The 18,525-nt window shown below is 45.0% G+C and carries 24 protein-coding genes; 2 read left to right on the top strand and 22 right to left on the bottom strand.

The window, feature by feature from the left end:
• Nucleotides 1–62 precede the first annotated feature (62 nt).
• Nucleotides 63–1,106, top strand: coding sequence for a hypothetical protein (locus tag DEAC_RS07075; protein ID WP_047809314.1), 1,044 nt, complete (start codon nucleotides 63–65; stop codon nucleotides 1,104–1,106).
• A 186-nt stretch (nucleotides 1,107–1,292) separates the two neighbouring features.
• A complete protein-coding gene (locus tag DEAC_RS07070) occupies nucleotides 1,293–2,153 on the top strand; it encodes a hypothetical protein (protein ID WP_047809313.1) in 861 nt (286 codons plus the stop codon).
• Nucleotides 2,154–2,250: 97 nt separating this feature from the next.
• Here the strand turns inward: DEAC_RS07070 and DEAC_RS07065 are convergent, their stop codons facing one another.
• From DEAC_RS07065 to DEAC_RS06965, 22 genes are all read right to left on the bottom strand, one after another.
• Nucleotides 2,251–2,601, bottom strand: a complete 351-nt coding sequence (locus DEAC_RS07065; RefSeq protein ID WP_047809312.1) for a hypothetical protein — start codon at nucleotides 2,599–2,601, stop codon at nucleotides 2,251–2,253.
• Nucleotides 2,598–2,936 (bottom strand): hypothetical protein, encoded by a 339-nt coding sequence (locus DEAC_RS07060; protein WP_047809311.1) that lies wholly within the window; start codon nucleotides 2,934–2,936, stop codon nucleotides 2,598–2,600. Before DEAC_RS07060 ends, DEAC_RS07065 begins: the two co-directional genes overlap by 4 nt.
• 111 nt (nucleotides 2,937–3,047) lie before the next feature.
• Nucleotides 3,048–3,749, bottom strand: a complete 702-nt coding sequence (locus DEAC_RS24130) for a phage antirepressor KilAC domain-containing protein (protein ID WP_242847092.1) — start codon at nucleotides 3,747–3,749, stop codon at nucleotides 3,048–3,050.
• A gap of 129 nt (nucleotides 3,750–3,878) precedes the next feature.
• Nucleotides 3,879–4,697, bottom strand: coding sequence for an N-acetylmuramoyl-L-alanine amidase family protein (locus tag DEAC_RS22620; RefSeq protein WP_047809309.1), 819 nt, complete (start codon nucleotides 4,695–4,697; stop codon nucleotides 3,879–3,881).
• A 13-nt stretch (nucleotides 4,698–4,710) separates the two neighbouring features.
• Entirely contained in the window at nucleotides 4,711–5,103 is a 393-nt protein-coding gene (locus tag DEAC_RS07045; protein WP_047809308.1) for a phage holin family protein, read from the bottom strand.
• 56 nt (nucleotides 5,104–5,159) lie between these two features.
• Entirely contained in the window at nucleotides 5,160–5,711 is a 552-nt protein-coding gene (locus tag DEAC_RS07040; protein ID WP_047809307.1) for a hypothetical protein, read from the bottom strand.
• Nucleotides 5,712–5,725: 14 nt separating this feature from the next.
• Nucleotides 5,726–6,805, bottom strand: a complete 1,080-nt coding sequence (locus tag DEAC_RS07035; RefSeq protein ID WP_047809306.1) for a reverse transcriptase/maturase family protein — start codon at nucleotides 6,803–6,805, stop codon at nucleotides 5,726–5,728.
• Nucleotides 6,806–7,129: 324 nt separating this feature from the next.
• Nucleotides 7,130–7,471 carry a diversity-generating retroelement protein Avd gene (gene avd, locus DEAC_RS07030; protein WP_047809305.1) on the bottom strand — a complete coding sequence of 114 codons (342 nt, stop codon included), beginning with the start codon at nucleotides 7,469–7,471 and terminating at the stop codon, nucleotides 7,130–7,132.
• Nucleotides 7,472–7,559: 88 nt separating this feature from the next.
• On the bottom strand, nucleotides 7,560–8,612 hold the full coding sequence (locus DEAC_RS07025) for an SUMF1/EgtB/PvdO family nonheme iron enzyme (RefSeq protein ID WP_242847091.1): 1,053 nt from the start codon (nucleotides 8,610–8,612) through the stop codon (nucleotides 7,560–7,562).
• 137 nt (nucleotides 8,613–8,749) lie between these two features.
• A complete protein-coding gene (locus DEAC_RS07020; RefSeq protein WP_047809304.1) occupies nucleotides 8,750–8,962 on the bottom strand; it encodes a hypothetical protein in 213 nt (70 codons plus the stop codon).
• Nucleotides 8,959–9,483 (bottom strand): hypothetical protein, encoded by a 525-nt coding sequence (locus tag DEAC_RS07015; protein ID WP_047809303.1) that lies wholly within the window; start codon nucleotides 9,481–9,483, stop codon nucleotides 8,959–8,961. The genes DEAC_RS07020 and DEAC_RS07015 overlap by 4 nt, the downstream gene beginning before the upstream one ends.
• A 33-nt stretch (nucleotides 9,484–9,516) precedes the next feature.
• A complete protein-coding gene (locus DEAC_RS07010) occupies nucleotides 9,517–9,912 on the bottom strand; it encodes a hypothetical protein (RefSeq protein WP_047809302.1) in 396 nt (131 codons plus the stop codon).
• An 18-nt stretch (nucleotides 9,913–9,930) separates the two neighbouring features.
• Nucleotides 9,931–10,209 carry a hypothetical protein gene (locus DEAC_RS07005; protein WP_047809301.1) on the bottom strand — a complete coding sequence of 93 codons (279 nt, stop codon included), beginning with the start codon at nucleotides 10,207–10,209 and terminating at the stop codon, nucleotides 9,931–9,933.
• Nucleotides 10,210–10,223: 14 nt separating this feature from the next.
• Nucleotides 10,224–10,394: a hypothetical protein gene (locus DEAC_RS23495; protein ID WP_161796422.1), complete on the bottom strand. Its 171-nt coding sequence runs from the start codon at nucleotides 10,392–10,394 to the stop codon at nucleotides 10,224–10,226.
• Between the two features lie 54 nt (nucleotides 10,395–10,448).
• Nucleotides 10,449–13,766, bottom strand: a complete 3,318-nt coding sequence (locus DEAC_RS07000) for a DUF4815 domain-containing protein (protein WP_047809300.1) — start codon at nucleotides 13,764–13,766, stop codon at nucleotides 10,449–10,451.
• Nucleotides 13,767–13,781: 15 nt separating this feature from the next.
• The gene (locus DEAC_RS06995) at nucleotides 13,782–14,297 is read right to left on the bottom strand and encodes a hypothetical protein (protein WP_053006315.1); all 516 of its coding nucleotides are present in this window, start codon (nucleotides 14,295–14,297) and stop codon (nucleotides 13,782–13,784) included.
• A 3-nt stretch (nucleotides 14,298–14,300) separates the two neighbouring features.
• Nucleotides 14,301–15,308 (bottom strand): hypothetical protein, encoded by a 1,008-nt coding sequence (locus DEAC_RS06990; protein ID WP_047809299.1) that lies wholly within the window; start codon nucleotides 15,306–15,308, stop codon nucleotides 14,301–14,303.
• Nucleotides 15,305–16,042, bottom strand: a complete 738-nt coding sequence (locus tag DEAC_RS06985) for a baseplate J/gp47 family protein (RefSeq protein WP_047809298.1) — start codon at nucleotides 16,040–16,042, stop codon at nucleotides 15,305–15,307. The genes DEAC_RS06990 and DEAC_RS06985 overlap by 4 nt, the downstream gene beginning before the upstream one ends.
• Nucleotides 16,035–16,478 carry a DUF2634 domain-containing protein gene (locus tag DEAC_RS06980; RefSeq protein WP_053006314.1) on the bottom strand — a complete coding sequence of 148 codons (444 nt, stop codon included), beginning with the start codon at nucleotides 16,476–16,478 and terminating at the stop codon, nucleotides 16,035–16,037. Before DEAC_RS06980 ends, DEAC_RS06985 begins: the two co-directional genes overlap by 8 nt.
• A complete protein-coding gene (locus DEAC_RS06975; RefSeq protein ID WP_047809297.1) occupies nucleotides 16,475–16,903 on the bottom strand; it encodes a DUF2577 domain-containing protein in 429 nt (142 codons plus the stop codon). Before DEAC_RS06975 ends, DEAC_RS06980 begins: the two co-directional genes overlap by 4 nt.
• A gap of 6 nt (nucleotides 16,904–16,909) precedes the next feature.
• Nucleotides 16,910–17,896 (bottom strand): XkdQ/YqbQ family protein, encoded by a 987-nt coding sequence (locus tag DEAC_RS06970; protein ID WP_047809296.1) that lies wholly within the window; start codon nucleotides 17,894–17,896, stop codon nucleotides 16,910–16,912.
• On the bottom strand, nucleotides 17,893–18,525 hold the full coding sequence (locus DEAC_RS06965; protein ID WP_047809295.1) for a LysM peptidoglycan-binding domain-containing protein: 633 nt from the start codon (nucleotides 18,523–18,525) through the stop codon (nucleotides 17,893–17,895). The genes DEAC_RS06970 and DEAC_RS06965 overlap by 4 nt, the downstream gene beginning before the upstream one ends.

Genomic DNA, 18,525 nt, shown 5'->3' with positions numbered 1-18,525 from the left:
CAGGAAAATGATAGATAACATGGAAAGCTAAAACAATTATTTTGATTGGAGGAACTTTTTAAATGAGCAGGAAGAAAAATAACGACCAAAAAGCAAAAGAGTCAATCATGAACCTTTGTACTTCAGCAGGCATGAATACGTGGTTTATTGCAAAAGTGCTAGGTTCACCAGGAATTCATTATGGAGCTTTTCATGCAGAGGGTGTAAACATCTATAAGTTCGACAAGGTTCAACCAGTATTACAACAGACCAATCAATGGGGAAATTTCTCGGAGGCATCTGTAGATTTTTATGCCCAGAAAACAGTATTGGCCCTTAAGGGAGTTTCTAATGGCTGCACAATCACTATTTTGGAAAAAGGAAAGGACTTAGTTCCATTATTACAATCAAATACGAATATTTCAGTTCAGATCATTGAAAGACCTTGGTGGAGGAAGATTCTTGGATTTCGGTCTAAGACTAAATGGAAAATGGCTGTGGCCACAATAGTCTATATCTTACTTATTGGTAAAGTGGTCGGTACCTTTACAGGCAGCGGATCTTCCGCATCGACGACAAGTGCATCATCTACAGTTTCAGAACCTGCAAAAACTCCGGAGCAAATAGCAAAAGAAAAAGCCGACGCATTAAAAATTACAGATTCAGATAAAGAATTATTGAAAAAGTCTTATGCTTCATTTGATACCCAACAGAGAGATCAATTTGATAAAATAAAGGAGAAGTATAAAAATCTATCTAATTCCGAAGTAGCAGACATCAGCACTGATTTTGCAAGACTTTCGACAGAAGAAGCTGCAGTAAAGAAGAAAGAGGCCGAAGAGAAGGCCGCTGCAGATGCTAAGGCCGCTTATAAGAAATGGGTTGATAGTCAGTTTAGTGCTTGGGATGGATCGAATAGATATTTGGTAGATTTGCTAAAGAAAAACTTAAACGATCCCAAAAGCTTTGAGCATGTCGAGACAAAATATTGGGACAGAGGAGATTATTTAATAATCAAAATGTCCTATCGGGCAAAAAATGCTTTCGGAGGATTGATTCTGCAAAATGTAACCGCCAAATCAGATTATAAGACAGATACAATTAGCATAATATCGCAGAATGATTAAAATATGCCGTTATTATAAGCCTTCAGCTTGCGAGCTGGGGGGCTATTTTTTATGCCACTCCTTCCTTGACGTTACTGAATTTCCATGCTATTATTCATGTATACATTATGTAAACACGTTAACCAATGTAAACATAGCATGAATAAAGGATTAAATGTATACATTAATTTTAAGGAGGCATCAATTATGTCTGACGAAGCGAAAAATAAGCCACCGCTATACTCCGTTCGTACCAACGATGAGGTCATGGCAGACGTTTCCGCATTAGTGGAGCGCACCGGGTTAAGCCAAAAGGATCTCTTCTCGGCCATGGTCACTCAATTCAAGGCTAATTTGCTGTCCGGAAGTGAAATCGAGCAGACCGAAGACATGCAGCAGCTGCGTTATCACCTATCTCACGCCGAGTCGATTTTCAGTAACATGGTGCAAAAGCTCCGTGACCTGAAAAACAGCTACACTCAAGGACTCGAGCAAGAGAAGAGAGTACATCAAAGCGTTGTCGACCAGGTAGAGAATGGCCGACTTCAAGCTGAAGAAGAACGCGATAAGTCCCGGTTGGAACTAGCTGAAATCCAAGAGCAAATGAAAGAACTGGCCGAAAGAAACAACGAGCTCGAAGCGGTCAACAAGTCGAATCGAATTACCATTGATCTTCTGACTAGCCAGAACGAATCCCTTGAACATAGGATCAAGGCTGTAGATGAGCTTGAGGCCGAAGTCCAGAGACTCCGCTATCTCCATGAAGAATCTCAGCGTCAAATTGAGAAGCTCCGCTCCGAGGCCATTCAACACCATCATGCAATCGAAATTAAAGAGCAGTCCATTGTATCCCTGGAAAAGAGCCATGCTAACGAATTAGCTTCCGTCCAGAAGATGGCCGATCTGCAGATCCATGCGGCTAGTATGGAAGCCAATAATCGCGTACTTGAAGCCACGACCAAATTGAAGGATGAATATACCGCCAAATTAGATGCCCTCCAGGAGAAGAATCAATCATTAACGGCTCGGGTCCACGAACTGGAACTCGGTAAAACAAAACGCAATTAAACGCAAAAAAATCCCTCCCCCGCAATAAAAGCGAGAGAGGGATTTCTTGTTAATGCGGCAACCGGCATTGTCGCTTTTATTATGCGGTTTATGCAGTCTATTGAGTTGGAGCCTGTGCTTGCTGATCCATCTGAGCTGGTTGAACGGGTTGCGGAGATAGAGCCCCTTGCGCCGCCTGAGCGACTTGGGTTATTGCTTGATTAACGGCATCACTGGCCGCTTGTTGAGCAATAGGTATAACTGCCTGGGTGACTGCATTAGTTACGGCAACCTGGACAGCCTGGTCAGGAGGAACTGCGGAAGCTACTGCAGCTACCTGTTCTTCTTGCTTGGGTGTCGTATTCCAATATGCATTATTAACAGCGAATTTACCAGCTTCGATCGCGCCCTTAACAGCATCCTCCAGCTCCGGAGTTGGTGTGAATCCTTCAAGTTTCAATAAATTCATAGCAATATCAAAGGCTTGTTATCAAAGGCTTGTTGCTTACGCTGGTCCTCTGTTAATTGGCCACTATCACATAATTGTTGTGCTGCGTGAACACCGGCCTGAGCGGTTTTAAGGATCTTATCAATAAATGATTCGGCGGGAGCCGGAATTATCAGCTTTCCAAATGCGTCGTTGGCTGTTTTTACTCCATCAATAACAGTGTCGGCAGTGTTTAAAATTGACTGAGGGTTTTTTCCCTTGGATGTTACATATCCAATACCCCAGCTTACACCGGCAACACCAACCAAGGCTAAAATGGCTATTAGAAACATGATTAGATTAGTATTCGAAAACATGGTTTTCCCTCCTCAATAATTTTGGCGAATGAGAAAGCAGGCCATTTCTGACCTGCTCGTTTTATTTATCCTGCCTGCCGGGACAGGAAAGTTTGCATTTTTGCTTTGAAATTATTTTTTTAGTAATAACCTGAAAGTTTCTCTTCCTCTCGGGGTGATAAAGGTTTGGGTTCCGGCCCATTTATCCCTTTGCTTTTCTTTAATTTCGAATAATGCAGGTACATAATCGGCATAGGGCTTCAGATGGCCTTTGGTATCCCTATATACATAACCCTTACCTAAAAGCCAGTTGATAAAAATATGTTCCTTGATTTTCAATTCTTTAGCAGTATCTCGGAAATTCGTAAGCAGATTTTTGTCGACAAGAGCATCGAAGTATTCTGCTTTTGGCCGCATAAGTTGATTTTGGTCCCATAAATCCGCCGCAAGTCTAAGTGCCTGACCAAATGTTTGGGGAACATTAAATTGGGGTACAAATTCTCTCGACTTAAAATAGGTTTCTTCAAGCAGATCAAATTGTTCCCATGCTCTGTCGGTGTCGAGGATCTTGCAATGACGATTTGCTCCTCGTTCGGTCCAAAGATACAAACTCCTTACTTTGCTCGGATTTTGTACAACGCTTTCAGCGTATTGCAAAAATGCTTTCAATTCTTCACCTTGAACAAGATGATAGTGCCTTCCTATTGTGAAATGCGCCTGATTTCTTTGAAAGTTTTCGGTTATCCTTCTTGGTTCGGTCTCATAAACTTCCGCCAACTGCTCAGTTATTAAAATCCTTTGGCCTTTATACTCAATAGGAATCAGCTCATTCACGTGTCTCATCCTCTCTTTTGCACATTAAAAGAGGACCAGATTAAATCTGATCCTCAAGAGAGGTTAGAGGTGTGTCTCACGACATGACATAACCCCAAAATTTACAAATTGGCAAGCGCTTGCGAATTCCTAGCCCAAATACTTACCGACCGCTTGGGCAGTATCATACTTTGTTTTCCCGGATAACAATATTTCATTTGGATGTCCCGTAGTAGGTCCGCCAACAACAATCAGCTTTTGGGCGCTCATCGCTTCCTTAGGCACCGAATGATCGTCAGGACGAATAAATATAGCACAATCACCATTCTTGACTGCAACATCTGCGCCGGACCAGTAATCCTCTTTGGTATAAAGTAAAACTGCAACATCTAACACTTTGCCAACCCCATCCTTCTTTGTTTCGCCATACGCTACACCCAAGGCTCTGGAAAAACCTTTACAAATCGCTTCTGCTACCGTTTCATTCCATGAGTCTTTATGCATTAATGCCTCTTCAACTGGGTTTGAAATAAAGGCTATCTCGGTCAATACTGCCGGATAGCCTATAGTCTTACCAAGCACCCAATAGTTCGCGAATTTTACTCCCCGATCCGTAAGCCCCGTCGCCAAAACAAGTTCCTTTTGAATTTCCCGGGCAATCTTTTCGCCCACTCCGCCTGGCGCTAAGGCGTATGTTTCAATCCCGTGAGCTTCAGGAGCGGCAGAATTGGCGTGGATCGAAAGAAAAGCATCCGGCTTAAATGAGTTTGCTTGATCCGTGATATCTTTAAGATCGCCATCCTGAATAGCAAGTATGTCCCATCCATTATTTTGTAATTTCTGGGCTATCTTTGTTCCAATAATGCAAGTCTCTGCGGCCTCTTGATATCCATCCGGTCCGACAGCTCCGGGATCATAGGTTCCATCGTTCTTCGGTCCGTGGCCATAGTTAATTACTCCTCTTGGCATAATCTTCCCCCTCCTATTCGGCAGAATTTTTATCCTGAAGGACTGCAAGAGCCTTATAGAACACCTTAGGTATTTTAACGCCCATGCGCCCTCCGTTTTCTAAAATACTGAATGTCTCGTTGACGATGAGCGCCCAGAGCACTGCATTACGCCAGAAGTCTGAGCCGCCGAGCATGAAGTCGATCTTATCCGCCACAACAACCAGGGTTATGATAAATGTTTTCTTAGCAATTCCTCGCAGGCCTCGAGAACTGCTAAGTTCTCCCCCAATCCATGCAGCTGCTACCCCGCTTGCATAATCGATTACGATAAAAATCACGAGAGTCTGAAATAAATAATCCAGTCCACCAACAAGCCAAGACAATATCGCTCCGACCGTTACGGCTATTCTTTTTGTGTTTTCCATCCTGGGATCCATCGCCTCCTTTACGGGCATAAATTAAACCCCGTTAGGAGCGGGGATTACAGTTGCTCACTGGCAGTCGGGACAATGTCCGCCTTTGCCTTTATTGTACCACTGGAGAAGACTCTGAACATTTTCCGACTCGTGACCGTTATTTTGATCTCGCTAACGGTAGGTGTAGCAGCTAGATTAGTGGTATTAAGCCTTGCGCGATATTTCAATTTATACCCGGTAAGATCCATGCCTGCGGATATCCCAGGGATATTTGAATCGAGAACATTTACCGCCTGCCAAGCCCCCCAAGTTGTACCGCCATCAGGTGATAATGCCGTTTCAATGACAAGGCTTGTGCCTGTGCCTCCATTTTCAGTCCGTGTCAGCTTTGCCGACTGAACTTCTCCGCAAGGAGAGAGATCAACCGGTTGAGACTCGTATATTCCTCCGCCTTCATAATAAGCTGTTGCATGAGCGGCATTCAGTAAGTAGTCAATGGACTGATTTCCATCTAATGTGTCATCCCAAATAGTGGTATCATCAAGGCTTCTTGTCTCGTCGGCCACAGCGTTCACATCATCCCATGATGAATATAATGCTATTGCCAGGTTGGGCATTCTAATCCTCCTCTCTAATTCAAATTATCCCTAACAAATGTGAGGGACCGTAATAACTTAGTCTTAAGATTATGGCTATTGCAATGCTTCAGGATGCCAAGGTAAGATTGGACGCTGTTGTTTACTTCCTGCATGCCTATCTCTCCTCTGGCATACGAACGTTGCAGATATCGCAACCTACGTTTCATCTTAAGAGCACTCTTTTTCCGGAGCTTCTTATGAGTTGGCCAGACGCGAAATCCAACAAACTCGATACCTTGCGAGACGCTGCGAACCATAGTTTTATTGTTTAGCTGAAGGTGGAGTTGGTGCACCACGAATTCATCGATTTGCTCCTTAAGTGCCCAGAGATACTTTTTGTTCCCATGAAGTACTACAATATCGTCCATGTAGCGAAGATAAAACTTAACGTGAAGGGTTTGCTTAGCGTACTGGTCCAGCTCATTGAGATACAGATTCGCAAACATTTGGCTCGTCAGGTTGCCGATCGGCATCCCAACCCCGCCAACTCGATCTGACTCAAATTGATGATCTCCAAGCGGAACACCAAACTTCGTATGTTCACATCGAGCGATAGTTTCTAATAACCAGAGTAGATCTTCGTCGCCAATGCGTCTGCGGAGGATTGCCATAAGTACGTTATGGTCAACTCGATAAAAATACTTAGATATATCTAGTTTGAGCGCATAGAATTGCGAGTGCCGACGGTGCATGTAGCGCAACCAGTACTGCAGCCTATTCACGGCTCTATGCGTCCCTTTATCGACTCGGCAGGCATATGAGTCCTGAATAAAACCCTTTTCGAAATACGGATTCAACACTTGGTAGATTGCCCATTGCACCACCCTATCCTTAAAGGGCAATGCCATGATAAGACGCTTTTTGGGCTCATTGACAAAGAATTCTCGATATTTACCAACTTCATAGGTCTTCCAGATAAGTTCGTTCTGAATTTGAATCAAGTTTTCCTCGAGGTGATTCGTGAATTTCATAACCTCGATGCGGTACCTCTTTCCCTTACGAGCCTCAAGGTAAGCCTGATGTAGATTTTCAAAATCATAAATTTTCTCATATAGGCCGCGAATCTTATGCAATAATTTCAGGTCCTTCCTTTTTGTGTCGACGCCATGCGTGGCCTCTTTCGAATTCTACTCGCGACGGTCATGGCAATTAAATATTTTTCCTTGCGGAAGGGAAATGGACCCCTTTGTCCTCATTGCTCTGGATTGAATTCCATAGAATGCAAACTTCTGGCTAAGTTGAGGGTAAAGCGGAGCGAAACCCGATGTTCGTGTTCACGTTCGACCGGGGGTTGTTCAGGTTCAAATTGAACACGCCAGCGTTGGAGCCGTTGTTCCAGTTGCCGCCACGATACGGGAGCTTATATGGCCCATTCCCCATAGAGTGTGATAACTGTTTTATTGTTTAACGGATTTCATCCAACCACCGAGCATCTTGCCTATCTCGGCAAGCATTCGACTCCAGTTTTCATATTTGCGGAGCGGTAAAAACATGAACTCTTTGTCTGCCGATAAACGTATTAGCGTGCGCAAGGTATCGATTTCAACGTCAATGTCCTGGAGGGTTGTTTTCTTGTAATAACGTTTGTTGGCCGTGATGATGAGTCGAAGCAACGCATACATAGATTCTTTAATATCCGATGCGAGCGCATACTTTTCGCTCTTTGGAAATTGCCTAAGGCATATGTTGCCGTAAAGGATCATGTCGTAAGTTTTTTGCAAAATTTTAAGTTCTTCCAATGCTGCAGGCTCCTTTTGCCATTCTTTGGGGTCGAAAGAGGGCGCTCTATCGAGCGCCCAACAGATTACAGGGTTTTAGATTCCAGATTTACAGGACGAAAGCGGAGCGAAACCCGAGGCTCGTGTACACGTTCGACCGGGGGTTGTTCAGGATCAAATAGAACACGCCAGCGTTGGAGCCGTAGCCCCAGTTGCCGCCACGATACGGGAGGCGTTCGCCGTTATTTCGGAATTGAAAAAGGTCACCACCATGGGCAGAATCAATCGGGAATAGACCAAGAGCTTTTGCTATATCAGGAACAGTGACGCCAGCATGAGCCGTTAAGGCTTCAAAAGCTTTTGACCCATACGGAGTATCATCCACTTGTGCGTTCACAATTGATGTAGCTAGTTCGATGCTTGCGGAATTGGCTGTAGGGGCAGCGGTATAATCGTATTTGAGTGTGCTATCTGTTCCAAGGGCAACGAGCGACCCATCTTGCAGAATCGCTTTCCACTCTGCACTTGCAGCGGATTGGTCCTTTGTGTTATCCGCAGCATTATTATCGACGAGAATTTGGATCTCACCATTATTAAGGCGCAAGCCTCCGACCCATTCCCAAACATTGCCGTTCAAGTCATAGATCCCAAAGGGACTACCGTCATGAGCCCAGGAAATTGGCCCAGATCCAGTAAGCACTCGCCCAGTCTTAGCTGGAGTTGGATCTAAATAACTGGCAATGCCCTTTTCCGATGCAACACTGGTGTCCGTTCCATAGCTATTATTTCCTCGAGGCATAAAGCCCTGCTTCTTTGTGGAAAGAGCGATAGCGGACCATTCTGCATTAGTCATTAAATGCCAACCAGCACCCTTTTGTTTACAGGCTAGAAGAGCATTATCGAAATTGATACTATTGCCCGGATCCATGCGTTTAAGGCTTAGTGCCCGTAACGTGGCTCCAGCTCCAACAGTGATATTTTGATATTTTGAAATGTGAAGAATCGGTTTTGTAGAGTTATTAACGGTAAACGCCGGATGAAACTTTTGGGAAGTTCCAACTCCGAGATCGGCGAGAGTCTGTACTGGAAATACAACCATCACTGATGGATTACCTTGATCGTCATACATAACGGTATTTCTAGCAAGGCTCGCGTCCTGCACGCGTTCGCGCCAGGAACGCTGCTCTGCCGCATCAGTTATTACGCCGCTCCGCTGGAATCTCTCGGTAAGTGCAATCTCAATATCATTGATCTCTTTTAATAACTGCCCTTGCGTATAAGGTCCACTAATGTATTTCATTAAATCATTCCTCCATTTTCTGCCGGAATTTCAGGTACCGGAAACTTCTCTGCAAAGTTTCTTCGCAAGTCAGACTCAAACACCGGGAGATAAGCAACCGCTGCAGATTCATCACCTTTTACCGAAGTCTCGCCGCTCAGCTCGACACCCTCATCTGAAAAGTTGACTTTAATTATGGTCGTGTCTCCATCATTTATAAATTCATAGGTCATACTTCCCACACCTCCACTTTAATACTCGCACCTTCACTAATAGCGAAAATAGGGACATAAATCCCTGGATCAAACTTAATTTCAACCGCTGCTCCAGGCTCAAGAGAAGTACCCGTTTGTTGGCTGACTCCGGAGGCTCCGACCTTGCAGCGGAGTACTGGATCCGTGTTCTTAATGAACAGCATTCGACGATTAGACTTAGCTGACGCTCCCGCGAAGACCTCGGCAGCCGTGGCAATGACTGTTTTTAAACCGGTAAGCGGGGGAGCGTTTGTCGTCTCCAGGTCCGTTAAGGACACAGAATTTATTTCTGTAACGACAGGTATTTTACCCCCGACCGCTGCGGCCCCGATGTCAACCTTCAGCCTGCCTCCTACGGCTTCCAGCTCTGCTATTTGTTCGTTTCCCTCTGAGTCTAGAATTGCATTTCCGCTAGAATCTACAAGCAAGGCGTAGACTTGTGATTTACCGACCAATTGGCGTGCGGCTGTCGAAAGCATATTAGCGCGTGTTTTGGGCAACCTGCTTCACCTCCTCTCTTAAATAAGGACACATTATACTTCCCAAACGGATACTTGAATACTGGCCCCTTCGCTAATGGCATAAGTCGGGACGCTGACCAAGGGGTCAAATTGAAGCTCTACCGCCGCACCCGGCTCAACCGGGTACCCACCCTGTTGGGTAACGCTGGATGATCCTATCCTAAAGCGGAGAGCAGGGTCCTCGTTCTTGATAACCATCCGGGATCTTCCGCTCTTGGCAGAAGCGCCGGCAAAGACCTCAGCTGCTGTCGCCGTGACCGTCTTAGTCCCAGTTAACGGTGTAGCAATCGTTGTCTCTCCGACCTGGATGGATGAGACCTTTGGCTTTGACGTGGTATCTACTCCCTTGACCCAATCTGATACGTTTTCCCATAGATCCCTCAGTGTTCCAAGCGTAATTGTTGCCATGCGTTTAATTCACTCCTTTTACACAACTTCAACGTCTGTTCGAGTTCCCACAAACGTGGTATCGGATTTAAGATAGGGAATTCCGCTTCCCGAAAACTCAATATCTACACTGGAATCTCGAGCGTTGTATCGACATTTGAACCCTCCGCCGATGGGGATGACCACAGATCCGTTAGGTTGATTCTGTGCCTCGATTTTTAGGGCTAAGGCTGCCTCAATCTCATCGAAAGCGGCATTGATTTTCAAGGCTCCAGTATAGAGGCTATCCCCCGGCATATTCAGGTCGATTCTTTCCACTTATTTCACCGCCCCTACTGTTTATTGGCCACAAGGGCTTCTAATTGTTCAATCCTCTGCCGAAGTTCAGCGTTTTCCTCTTTTATGGAAGCCACGTCTTCAATGGTCTTTTTCAAGACCTTCTCATCTTCCGTGGGATCAAAAATTAAAGCTCCGCTATGTGGGCATCGTCGTTGACTAGGCAAACCTAGCACCTCCCTCCCATAAGAGGATACAAAAGGCAGGTCTATTGACCTGCCTTACTTGATGATATTTAGGAACCGCTTCGCTCTTGGCCTAGTAAGTTGACTTGTGCTCGTAAGTTCTACCTGAGCCCTGAAGGTCGTTGCGGGAGCACCTAACGTTTCGGAGAATGAATATCTCGTAAAGACTTGATCCAGCTGTTCTGTGGTAACTGAAGAGGGAGTGACCCATGTTGCACCGTCATCCGTGCTGAATTTGACGACGACATTGGAGCCTGATGGAGATGTAATATCAAGCACCTGCCTGACCGTTGTGTATTCCTGCGAAAGAGTTACTAATCGACTCACATACTTGGCATATAGCGCATTCTCAAACCCGATAATATATGGCGAGGAGGTGCTCACAACAGGTGTCAAGTATTTACTGCTGAGCAGCGTCGCCCTTACTTTTACCTTTGTAGCTAGGAAGGATAGCTCTCGTTCGACATAAGGACTGATCGGAACATAGTCTCCGTCGTTGAGAGAAATCTCCCATATTGCATCAGTTCCTTGTGAAAGGAAATCATTCACGACTAACAGAACGCGATCGAATTGAGTTCCGGCTGGCGCTGTCCATGGGGCAAAATCAAGCACGCTGCTCGCTTGGAACGCACAGGCATAAACTTTGAATTTCAAGTCTTTTGTTTGATGGTCTGTCCATGTTAACGCATTGGATGAGCTGAAAAGCACTCCAATTACATAGGGTTGACGTGTAACCCAGGCGGCTGTTTTCAGATCTTGTTTCCCGAGCTCCGCAACACCTAAGGCATACACATTGCTATGGGAAAGGATCACAACGCAATACTGCTCTTCAGCGCGACAAAAAGCTGGTTTCGGGAACGATACAACCGTCTCAATGTCTGCAGTGGCAGAGGCGGTAATTTGAGATGGATCAAGAAGTTGTTGGGTCAAAACGTCCTTTCCAGGGAAGCCGTTGACCATATTACGGATCTGAACTATCACCTGAGTCGATAAATCTTTGGCAGTAAAGTATAATCCTACTTTTGATACAAAACAGCTTTGCGGTACCGAAAAACTCTGAGCCAAAGGGTCGACCGGTTGGATATGAACCTCTCTGGTCAAAACTGTCGTTTCGGTAATCTCCTTACGTCCTTCTGCCTGGTAAGTACAATTGCCCTCGTTGTTAATGTTGGCAATCGTAATGAGTCGAGTCCCGGTGCGGGTACCTTCTGGGATTACAAAGCTACATTTAAACTTCCCGGAGGCATCAGCTCTAATGGATCCGGATGTAGTACCAGCTAATGTTCCTTCAAGTGGCTGAAGAACCACCGGCTGACCATCAAAGTATCCCAGTAAATTATCCGCATTAGGCTCATAATTTGAACCAGTGATGATGAGTTCTTTCTGCCTCATATACATGATAGTTTCATCAAGTATTTTATCTGTTACAACCTGTTGTTGGGTTCCGCTGTAATCCCCCCAGCCTCGAAGATCACCGGCACCAAGTTCTTCATATCGTCTGCGTTCTTCTTCTGCCCAGCTTTCTCCCTGATGGTACCACCAACGACGCAGCGTAGTATTTACCACCTCTTTTTCCTCAACGACGATAGTTCCTTGCTCAATCCAGTTATCTACAGGAGGGTTAACATTCGTTAAGGTGATTCGGTTGAAGACAGCATAGGGATTAATTAAGAGGCTATCGGTGGCAAACTCCTGGCTAACGACAACATCATGCCCAAGAACCTTTCCCGTGGCTATGCTATCCCATAATTGGGCTGTCGTAGATGCGGGAGCAATCATTATCTCTTGAGGGGTGTCAGCAGCGCTCAATGTAATCTCGCTTCGATCTAGATCATAGCCAAGTGTGAAGCCCGGAAAAGTTGTATCTGCTTTTCCCAGTGTAGCAAAGCTATCCGTAAAAACTCCTTTAAGATCTGTCGGAGACTCACCCTGCATTGCTTCATTGTCCAATCCTTCGACCGCTTGATTATATTCGATATCTTCAATTCGCTTAACCAACTTCTGAATATCTTCCATAGAATAACGAACAATAGAAAAGGGGTTAACTACGGCATTTCCGCTATTCGCCGGGAGTGTCATCGTTCCCAGGGGAAGCATCTCCTTGGTTGATGCTTTCGGAGGTACTACGAATTGCTCGAGGTCACTCTGCCCTTTGATAATGGTAATTGTCCCATCCTTATCCATCGCCACAAGATCCTTGCGGGCAAGATAGAAATCATAGTCAATCTGGAATGTCGTTCCGTTCACGGGATTATCACCTGCAGGAGAGAAGTCTGCGTAATAATCTTCAGCGCTATTTGTGAGCTTGTAGTCCGTATTAAGCAACATCTGCTTGTTATAGCGCCAGGTCACGCTGTACGTGGTTCCTATGGCTGGTTCTCCGCCGTTAAGTGACCAATCAACGCTATTATTAGTTAGCTGATAGTCGGAGCCCTGTTGGTACGTTGTTCCACCTTGAGAAACAGACACGATGGACACAACAGGAGTTTTTGGCAAAAGGTCTGATCCTCCCGAAACATTACCCCTGGTAATATTCTGGGTGACTTCGACCACCCCTACCAACCGAGTAATCTGCTTAACCGGCTTATTGTTGAGCTTATAAAGGTTTGTTCCGTTTGCGTACACTTTTGGCTCATTGAGTACAGTACGTGTTTCCAGGGCTTTATCTACGAGCATTTTAAGAGCTGACACAAGCGCCCGCTCAAAACCTAAGACATAGCCCTTTCCTGGTTCTATGGTAAGCTCCACTCGAGTCTCATCGTAGTCTTTGGACCACATTCCAAAACCGCTCACCTTGTAGTTTCCGGATTCATCATAAGTTCTCCGAGCAAGGATAGGATTAATTCCATCCAGCTCAGGCGGGGCGACTTGAGTCACCGGTTGGCCATCGTTTAGGCGGATGATCTTAATTGCCGAGCTGTCATTAACTACCCAACTTGGAGCGATAACTTTTCTGTCCATGCCAGGTAAGCCAAAATTATCATACCCAACTGCAGGGTCAAGCAAGGTCGGGTCTTGTTCATAGGTCACAATCTGTTCATTAAGCTTAAGGCCAATGTACTCCTCGCCCGCTCCGACGATTGTTAGCGTAGTTTCTGAAGTATCGTGAATGATACCATCGGCATAGACAGAGCCTGAAGTGATTCGGGCACTCTTTTTGTCTTCTGAAATATAGAGTTGGCATCCGTCAAGAATATGGCCGGAACCAAATATTGCATCCCCAAGACGCTTGTCTCGGTCCATCGACATAGATTGAATTTCGTTCACTTCCGCACACTGCAGCCTTCTGCCTGGTTGGGCTAGTAGGGAGGCCCATTTCTTTGCCGGATCAAACCGGTTAGGGTAGTTGCCCACACGTTTTCACCTCACTTAAAATTCAATGATGAATTCCACAAGCTCTTTTTGATCTTCTGCTCGTGGAATTGGTGAACGATTATTAACTGCAGCTAAAAATCCAAGGTCTGACACCTCGGTCGGCAAGAGAACCAACTTACCAGCATCAACATTAGCGTTTCTGGTAACCCCTAAGAACGCACCGGTTTGCCGATAGGTTACAACCGGAACTTCATCATAGCGCAGCCAGGCGGCTGCATAGACCCATCTTGCCTGTTTTGTCCTAGCGTCGGCAACTGTCACTGGCATCCATTTTTGACCGAGATGCTCGATAGTACCATTCGGATCAGGAACAACGAGCGTAAGCGTCTCTGCTTTTTTGAGGGCTATTAGCCCGTCAAGCGCTGTCGTACTCGGGTCCACTTGCGGCGGTGTATCGGTATCGCCCCAAGATGAGTTTTTCCCAATACCTACCCAGGCGTTGGCCGCTTGAACAACTTGAGCTGCCTGCCAGATCCGCATTCCGATAACTGAACCTGTATAACTTGGCATGTTTTAGCCCACCTCCACTTTAATGCTGCTGTATTGAGCCTTCATATTAGTCTCCAAGAAAGAAACTCCAGGCTCTAAAAAACTAACCGCTCGCGACCATTCATTTCTGATGGGCTCTGCGGCCACTGTTATCCCGACTTGATTTTGCTCGATGCTTAAGGACTGGGGTACCTTTGACTTAAAGCTATATCCGTTCCAGATATTATTAATTGCCGGAGAGCTAACCGGACCGGTTTCAAAAAGAGCAGAGAACAATTCAGTCCCATCAGCTTCCTCGTCCAGACTGGCATCGTCGACGAGGAGATCATCAACGTTTTGAATAATATCCAAAGCGCCGAACTCGGTAAACTTTAGGAGCAGGCCATCATATGCAACCACGGGAGCTGTCTTCGGGCTTGCCCCTATAACAGTAAGCTTATCCTGCCGGTTGAGACTTAGGACCACCTTGCGCCTTATTTCCGAGCCCGATAACATCCCATCATCACTCGGAAAGATTATTCCAGGGTATAGAGCTTGGCTGCCGGTTAATCCACCAATCTCATGACCAATATACTCCGAAACCTTTACCGAAAACCAATAGAGAAACCCAGAGGCGCTCATAATATCGATCATTCGTCTTGTAACTTGGATATCCTCAGGCTTAATGATGACATCGGTAATCAAGGGCGCATAATGAACTCCATCAGGGAATACCGCGTCACTTCCCGATAATGTATATCCGGCTTCAGGCGATGCTCGATAGGTTTCAAAGAGATCGATGCCCATATCTTCGGCTAATTCTCTATTAAGAACTCTGGTTCCGCGCAATTTCGCAAACATGTCATCTCTTGATTGAGCCCCGAGTTCATTTTGCCAGAGATATAAATATTCATCAGGGCAAGTTGAGAGAAAAAACACTTGCCAAAGATAGCTAATGCCATCGGGTATGGCGGGACCTATAGCCCTTTGAATTGCCTGCATAGTTGTAGATTTTCGATAGAATTCAGGAAGATACTTTGTTAAATCGATCATATAATGTTCACCACCGGATCAAGGACACTATCTTCTTCCAGGTTAACATTTTCACTGGGTAATAATACCTTGGCTCCTATCGCTCCAGCAGCGTTTAGTAATGATACGATTTCATCTAAGTCAGCCGTTCCTCCTTTACCGATAGAAGTTAAATATTTATTAGCCACATCAATGGCAGCTTCTTGAGTAATTCCGCCGACTATCAAGATAACAAAACGAGTCGTGACAAGATTTACTGGTCGAACAATTACGTCTGTTCCAGAAACCTTTTTCTTGTCGATCGCTCCTGTTACTTCTTGAACCAATGCTGTTAGTTCATTCGGGTCTCCGGCAATATAGACGTCCGTAGTACCAAGTCCTCGGGCTTTATCGAAGGCCTTGGCCCATTGAACACCTGGGACCTGAAGCGCCCACCGCTCATAATCCGTATAATTCCCGCCTTTTTCCGGGTTTTGTTTAAGGAAGAGTGCCGCCTTTCGTAACGTTTCATCATCTTCTTCTGGAGCAGGATTAATTCCTAGATCACCAGCTGCGAGTTTCAGGTATTTACCCGAGGCTGTGCTAATGAAAGCTTGCTCAATCATGCTTTCGAAGATAGCATACTGCTGCGCTAATTCAAGGGCAGCAGGGGAGAGAGCGTCCCAAATAATAGAGCCCTCCGACTTGTTGACGTCAGAGGGCACGTTGCTTAGTAGTCTTGACATTATCGATTCATACGTTTGGGTCTCATACATCGACTGTCACCTCCCCGTATACGGTCATTACGGTAGCCTGTGCCTTGATGATATCCTCAAACGTAATGGATATTGCTTTAATATCAGTGATATAGGGGCTTATTAACAGGGTTTCTTTGATAGTTCTCTCTAGTTCGCTTTTAACACTTTCACGACTTAACCCTTTGTTAATAATTGATTCAAATTCTTGGCCATAGTTCCAAGAATAGATCAAATACTTATAGCGTACGGTCTTTAACGCTTTCCAGGCCCAAACCTTAACGGCTTCTTTGCCCGTAACAACGACATTCTTACCGTCAACCAGCACAAAGTCTTCGTTCTCGTAGTCCCACGCATATTCTTTAAGAAGGGGAAGGTACGTCGTCGAAGCATCAATTGTAGCCTGCACTATAGCGTCAACCTGAATAGTTTCAGAAGGAAAAATACTCGTGCTCATAGGCTGACTAACCTCGCTAAAATAATATAAGTTTGTTCATCCAGTGTGGGTATCAAGGCCACGGTATCATCTTTTTTAAGCCCATCAGTTAGAGTCAAATCTCCGCTTTGCTTGTGATCGGTATCAATATTGATTCCCGTTAACGTGTGACTATGAGAGCCATGGTCCCCAACTGAAGCTGAGTCCGTCGGCCCCAGGCTTCCATTTTCGCTAAATTGAAGATTTCCGCTTGCGCTATATTTTCGTTTGTAATCCGGCAATAAATAATCAGCTACCAGAAGATTGTCCTTGCTTATCTGTAAATCTCCAAGCTTAACCGTTAACGGATCCTCCGAAACAACAATACCGATCTGGACATAAGGGGTATTGTATTTGGCTCCTTGCTCTCTCATATGGTTAATAAGCTTACTGTATGGGTTTTTCACTAAGAATCACCCCTTGCTATCCATCTGATTTTTGTAGCTGAGATTGAGGGACATCGTATATTTTCCGGTTGCTGGTTCCCATGTATGGGTATCGCCATCGACATACATCACAGCGTTTTGTAGATTGCTGATGTAGAATATCTTGGTATTCACGGCATAACCAGTCCTACATTCCCAGTTCCCTAAGGCTTGAATAGTTACATCTTGCTGTATGTCACTCAGCATTCCGGTTGCAACCACATTGCTGTCTTTATCTGCTTCTTTAACGTAATTTTCTTGAATTAATCCATACTCATTTCTCCAACTGTCGTTTCCGACTTCACCGACATAGTTATTCTTATCATCATAGATTTTAACTTTATTAACCATGCCATCGAGTGTATCTCGGTAATTTGTGCCTATCATGTTATTGGTGGGATCGTCGATCTGAGAGATTAGAGTGTAATTGGCTATAACCTTTCCCTTTTCAATGACGCAGAGTTTAGTCCCATCCATAACAGGGATGTACTGTTTTCCGTTCTGCTTTGATGCTTGAGTATACATTTCCATGATTGCTTCATAGCCGGTTTTCTGGGCAATAAGTCGTTTTACCTTTATTCCTGTACCGGCAAGATCGCCAACCTCAACCCCAAGTTCTTCGCAAATCTTTCTCGTGGCATCTTCTGGTGTAATATCAACAAAATTAAAGGTCACCTTTGATTTTGTTAAGTAAATTAAGTAATCATAAGCCATGAAGGGGAGGCTTTCGGAGGCCGAATCTATCTCCCGGTTCCATGTAACACCCCTGAATATTTCTTTACCGTCTAATACTACCCAAACCTTTGAGCCTGGCCTAATTTGTGTTCGGGGTTGATTTCTGTCCCAAATAGGGTAGGTAAATGTGACATCCAATTTTCGCGCCGCTTGTGCCTTGTCACCAGTATTACTAATGCTTTTAACCACATTGGTGATATCTGTAACTTTGTTATCGTAGAGCACGAAAATCTTTATCATAACTGGAGCACCTGCCCCGGATAAATTAAATTAGGATTTTTAATGCTATTTTTAGTGGCGAGATACGAATATTGAGATCCGTCACCCAATTCTTTCTTGGCTATCCCCCACAGCGTATCTCCGGATTTTACGGTATAGGTTTTAGGAGTAACCTTTTCGACAGGCCTTATGACTTGAGGAGTAGAAACTTCCATAATGGACATCGTATTTGTACTAACGGATGTTGTTTTCGTGCTAATTACCTTGTATTCTTTTAATTCCAGGCTAAAATACACATCACCCGTTCCATCACGCGTTCCATACTGAAAGCTCTCAATCGTGCATTCCGTATTGATGGCCCCTGTTACGATATAGCGGATCGGCTTTCCGCTAAGCATCCATTTGTCGATGAGATCTGTACATTCTTTTGGAGAGGGGAAGGGGTTGTACTGGCAAAATGGGTATGAATGGTTCGGGAAAAATGATTCTATCGGAGGTATCTCTGCCAATTTGGGCTTTCCTATAAAGCTAACTTCTCCCAGACCTTCAACGATGGCCGTGCTGTTGTTTAGTGACTTTTTAATATCATATTTCGGAGGCGGTACAGGCAGGCGAAGTTTTTCATTATCCTGAATCAACCAAAATTCCAC

This window comes from Desulfosporosinus acididurans, assembly GCF_001029285.1.
Classification (GTDB): Bacteria; Bacillota; Desulfitobacteriia; order Desulfitobacteriales; family Desulfitobacteriaceae; genus Desulfosporosinus; species Desulfosporosinus acididurans.
Note: the sequence above shows the minus strand (reverse complement) of the source record. Positions and strands in the feature narration are given on the sequence as shown.

Bases quoted from the DNA above. Each gene is read 5' to 3' on its own strand.
- DEAC_RS06995 (WP_053006315.1), bottom strand. From the start codon at position 14,297: ATGCCAAGTTATACAGGTTCAGTTATCGGAATGCGGATCTGGCAGGCA.
- DEAC_RS06980 (WP_053006314.1), bottom strand. From the start codon at position 16,478: ATGAGCACGAGTATTTTTCCTTCTGAAACTATTCAGGTTGACGCTATA.
- DEAC_RS07075 (WP_047809314.1), top strand. From the start codon at position 63: ATGAGCAGGAAGAAAAATAACGACCAAAAAGCAAAAGAGTCAATCATG.
- DEAC_RS07010 (WP_047809302.1), bottom strand. From the start codon at position 9,912: ATGGCAACAATTACGCTTGGAACACTGAGGGATCTATGGGAAAACGTA.
- DEAC_RS07065 (WP_047809312.1), bottom strand. From the start codon at position 2,601: ATGAATTTATTGAAACTTGAAGGATTCACACCAACTCCGGAGCTGGAG.
- DEAC_RS06990 (WP_047809299.1), bottom strand. From the start codon at position 15,308: ATGATCGATTTAACAAAGTATCTTCCTGAATTCTATCGAAAATCTACA.
- DEAC_RS07040 (WP_047809307.1), bottom strand. From the start codon at position 5,711: ATGCCCAACCTGGCAATAGCATTATATTCATCATGGGATGATGTGAAC.
- DEAC_RS06970 (WP_047809296.1), bottom strand. From the start codon at position 17,896: ATGATAAAGATTTTCGTGCTCTACGATAACAAAGTTACAGATATCACC.
- DEAC_RS07020 (WP_047809304.1), bottom strand. From the start codon at position 8,962: ATGACCTATGAATTTATAAATGATGGAGACACGACCATAATTAAAGTC.
- DEAC_RS22620 (WP_047809309.1), bottom strand. From the start codon at position 4,697: ATGCCAAGAGGAGTAATTAACTATGGCCACGGACCGAAGAACGATGGA.
- DEAC_RS06985 (WP_047809298.1), bottom strand. From the start codon at position 16,042: ATGTATGAGACCCAAACGTATGAATCGATAATGTCAAGACTACTAAGC.
- DEAC_RS07070 (WP_047809313.1), top strand. From the start codon at position 1,293: ATGTCTGACGAAGCGAAAAATAAGCCACCGCTATACTCCGTTCGTACC.
- DEAC_RS07060 (WP_047809311.1), bottom strand. From the start codon at position 2,936: ATGTTTTCGAATACTAATCTAATCATGTTTCTAATAGCCATTTTAGCC.
- DEAC_RS07045 (WP_047809308.1), bottom strand. From the start codon at position 5,103: ATGGAAAACACAAAAAGAATAGCCGTAACGGTCGGAGCGATATTGTCT.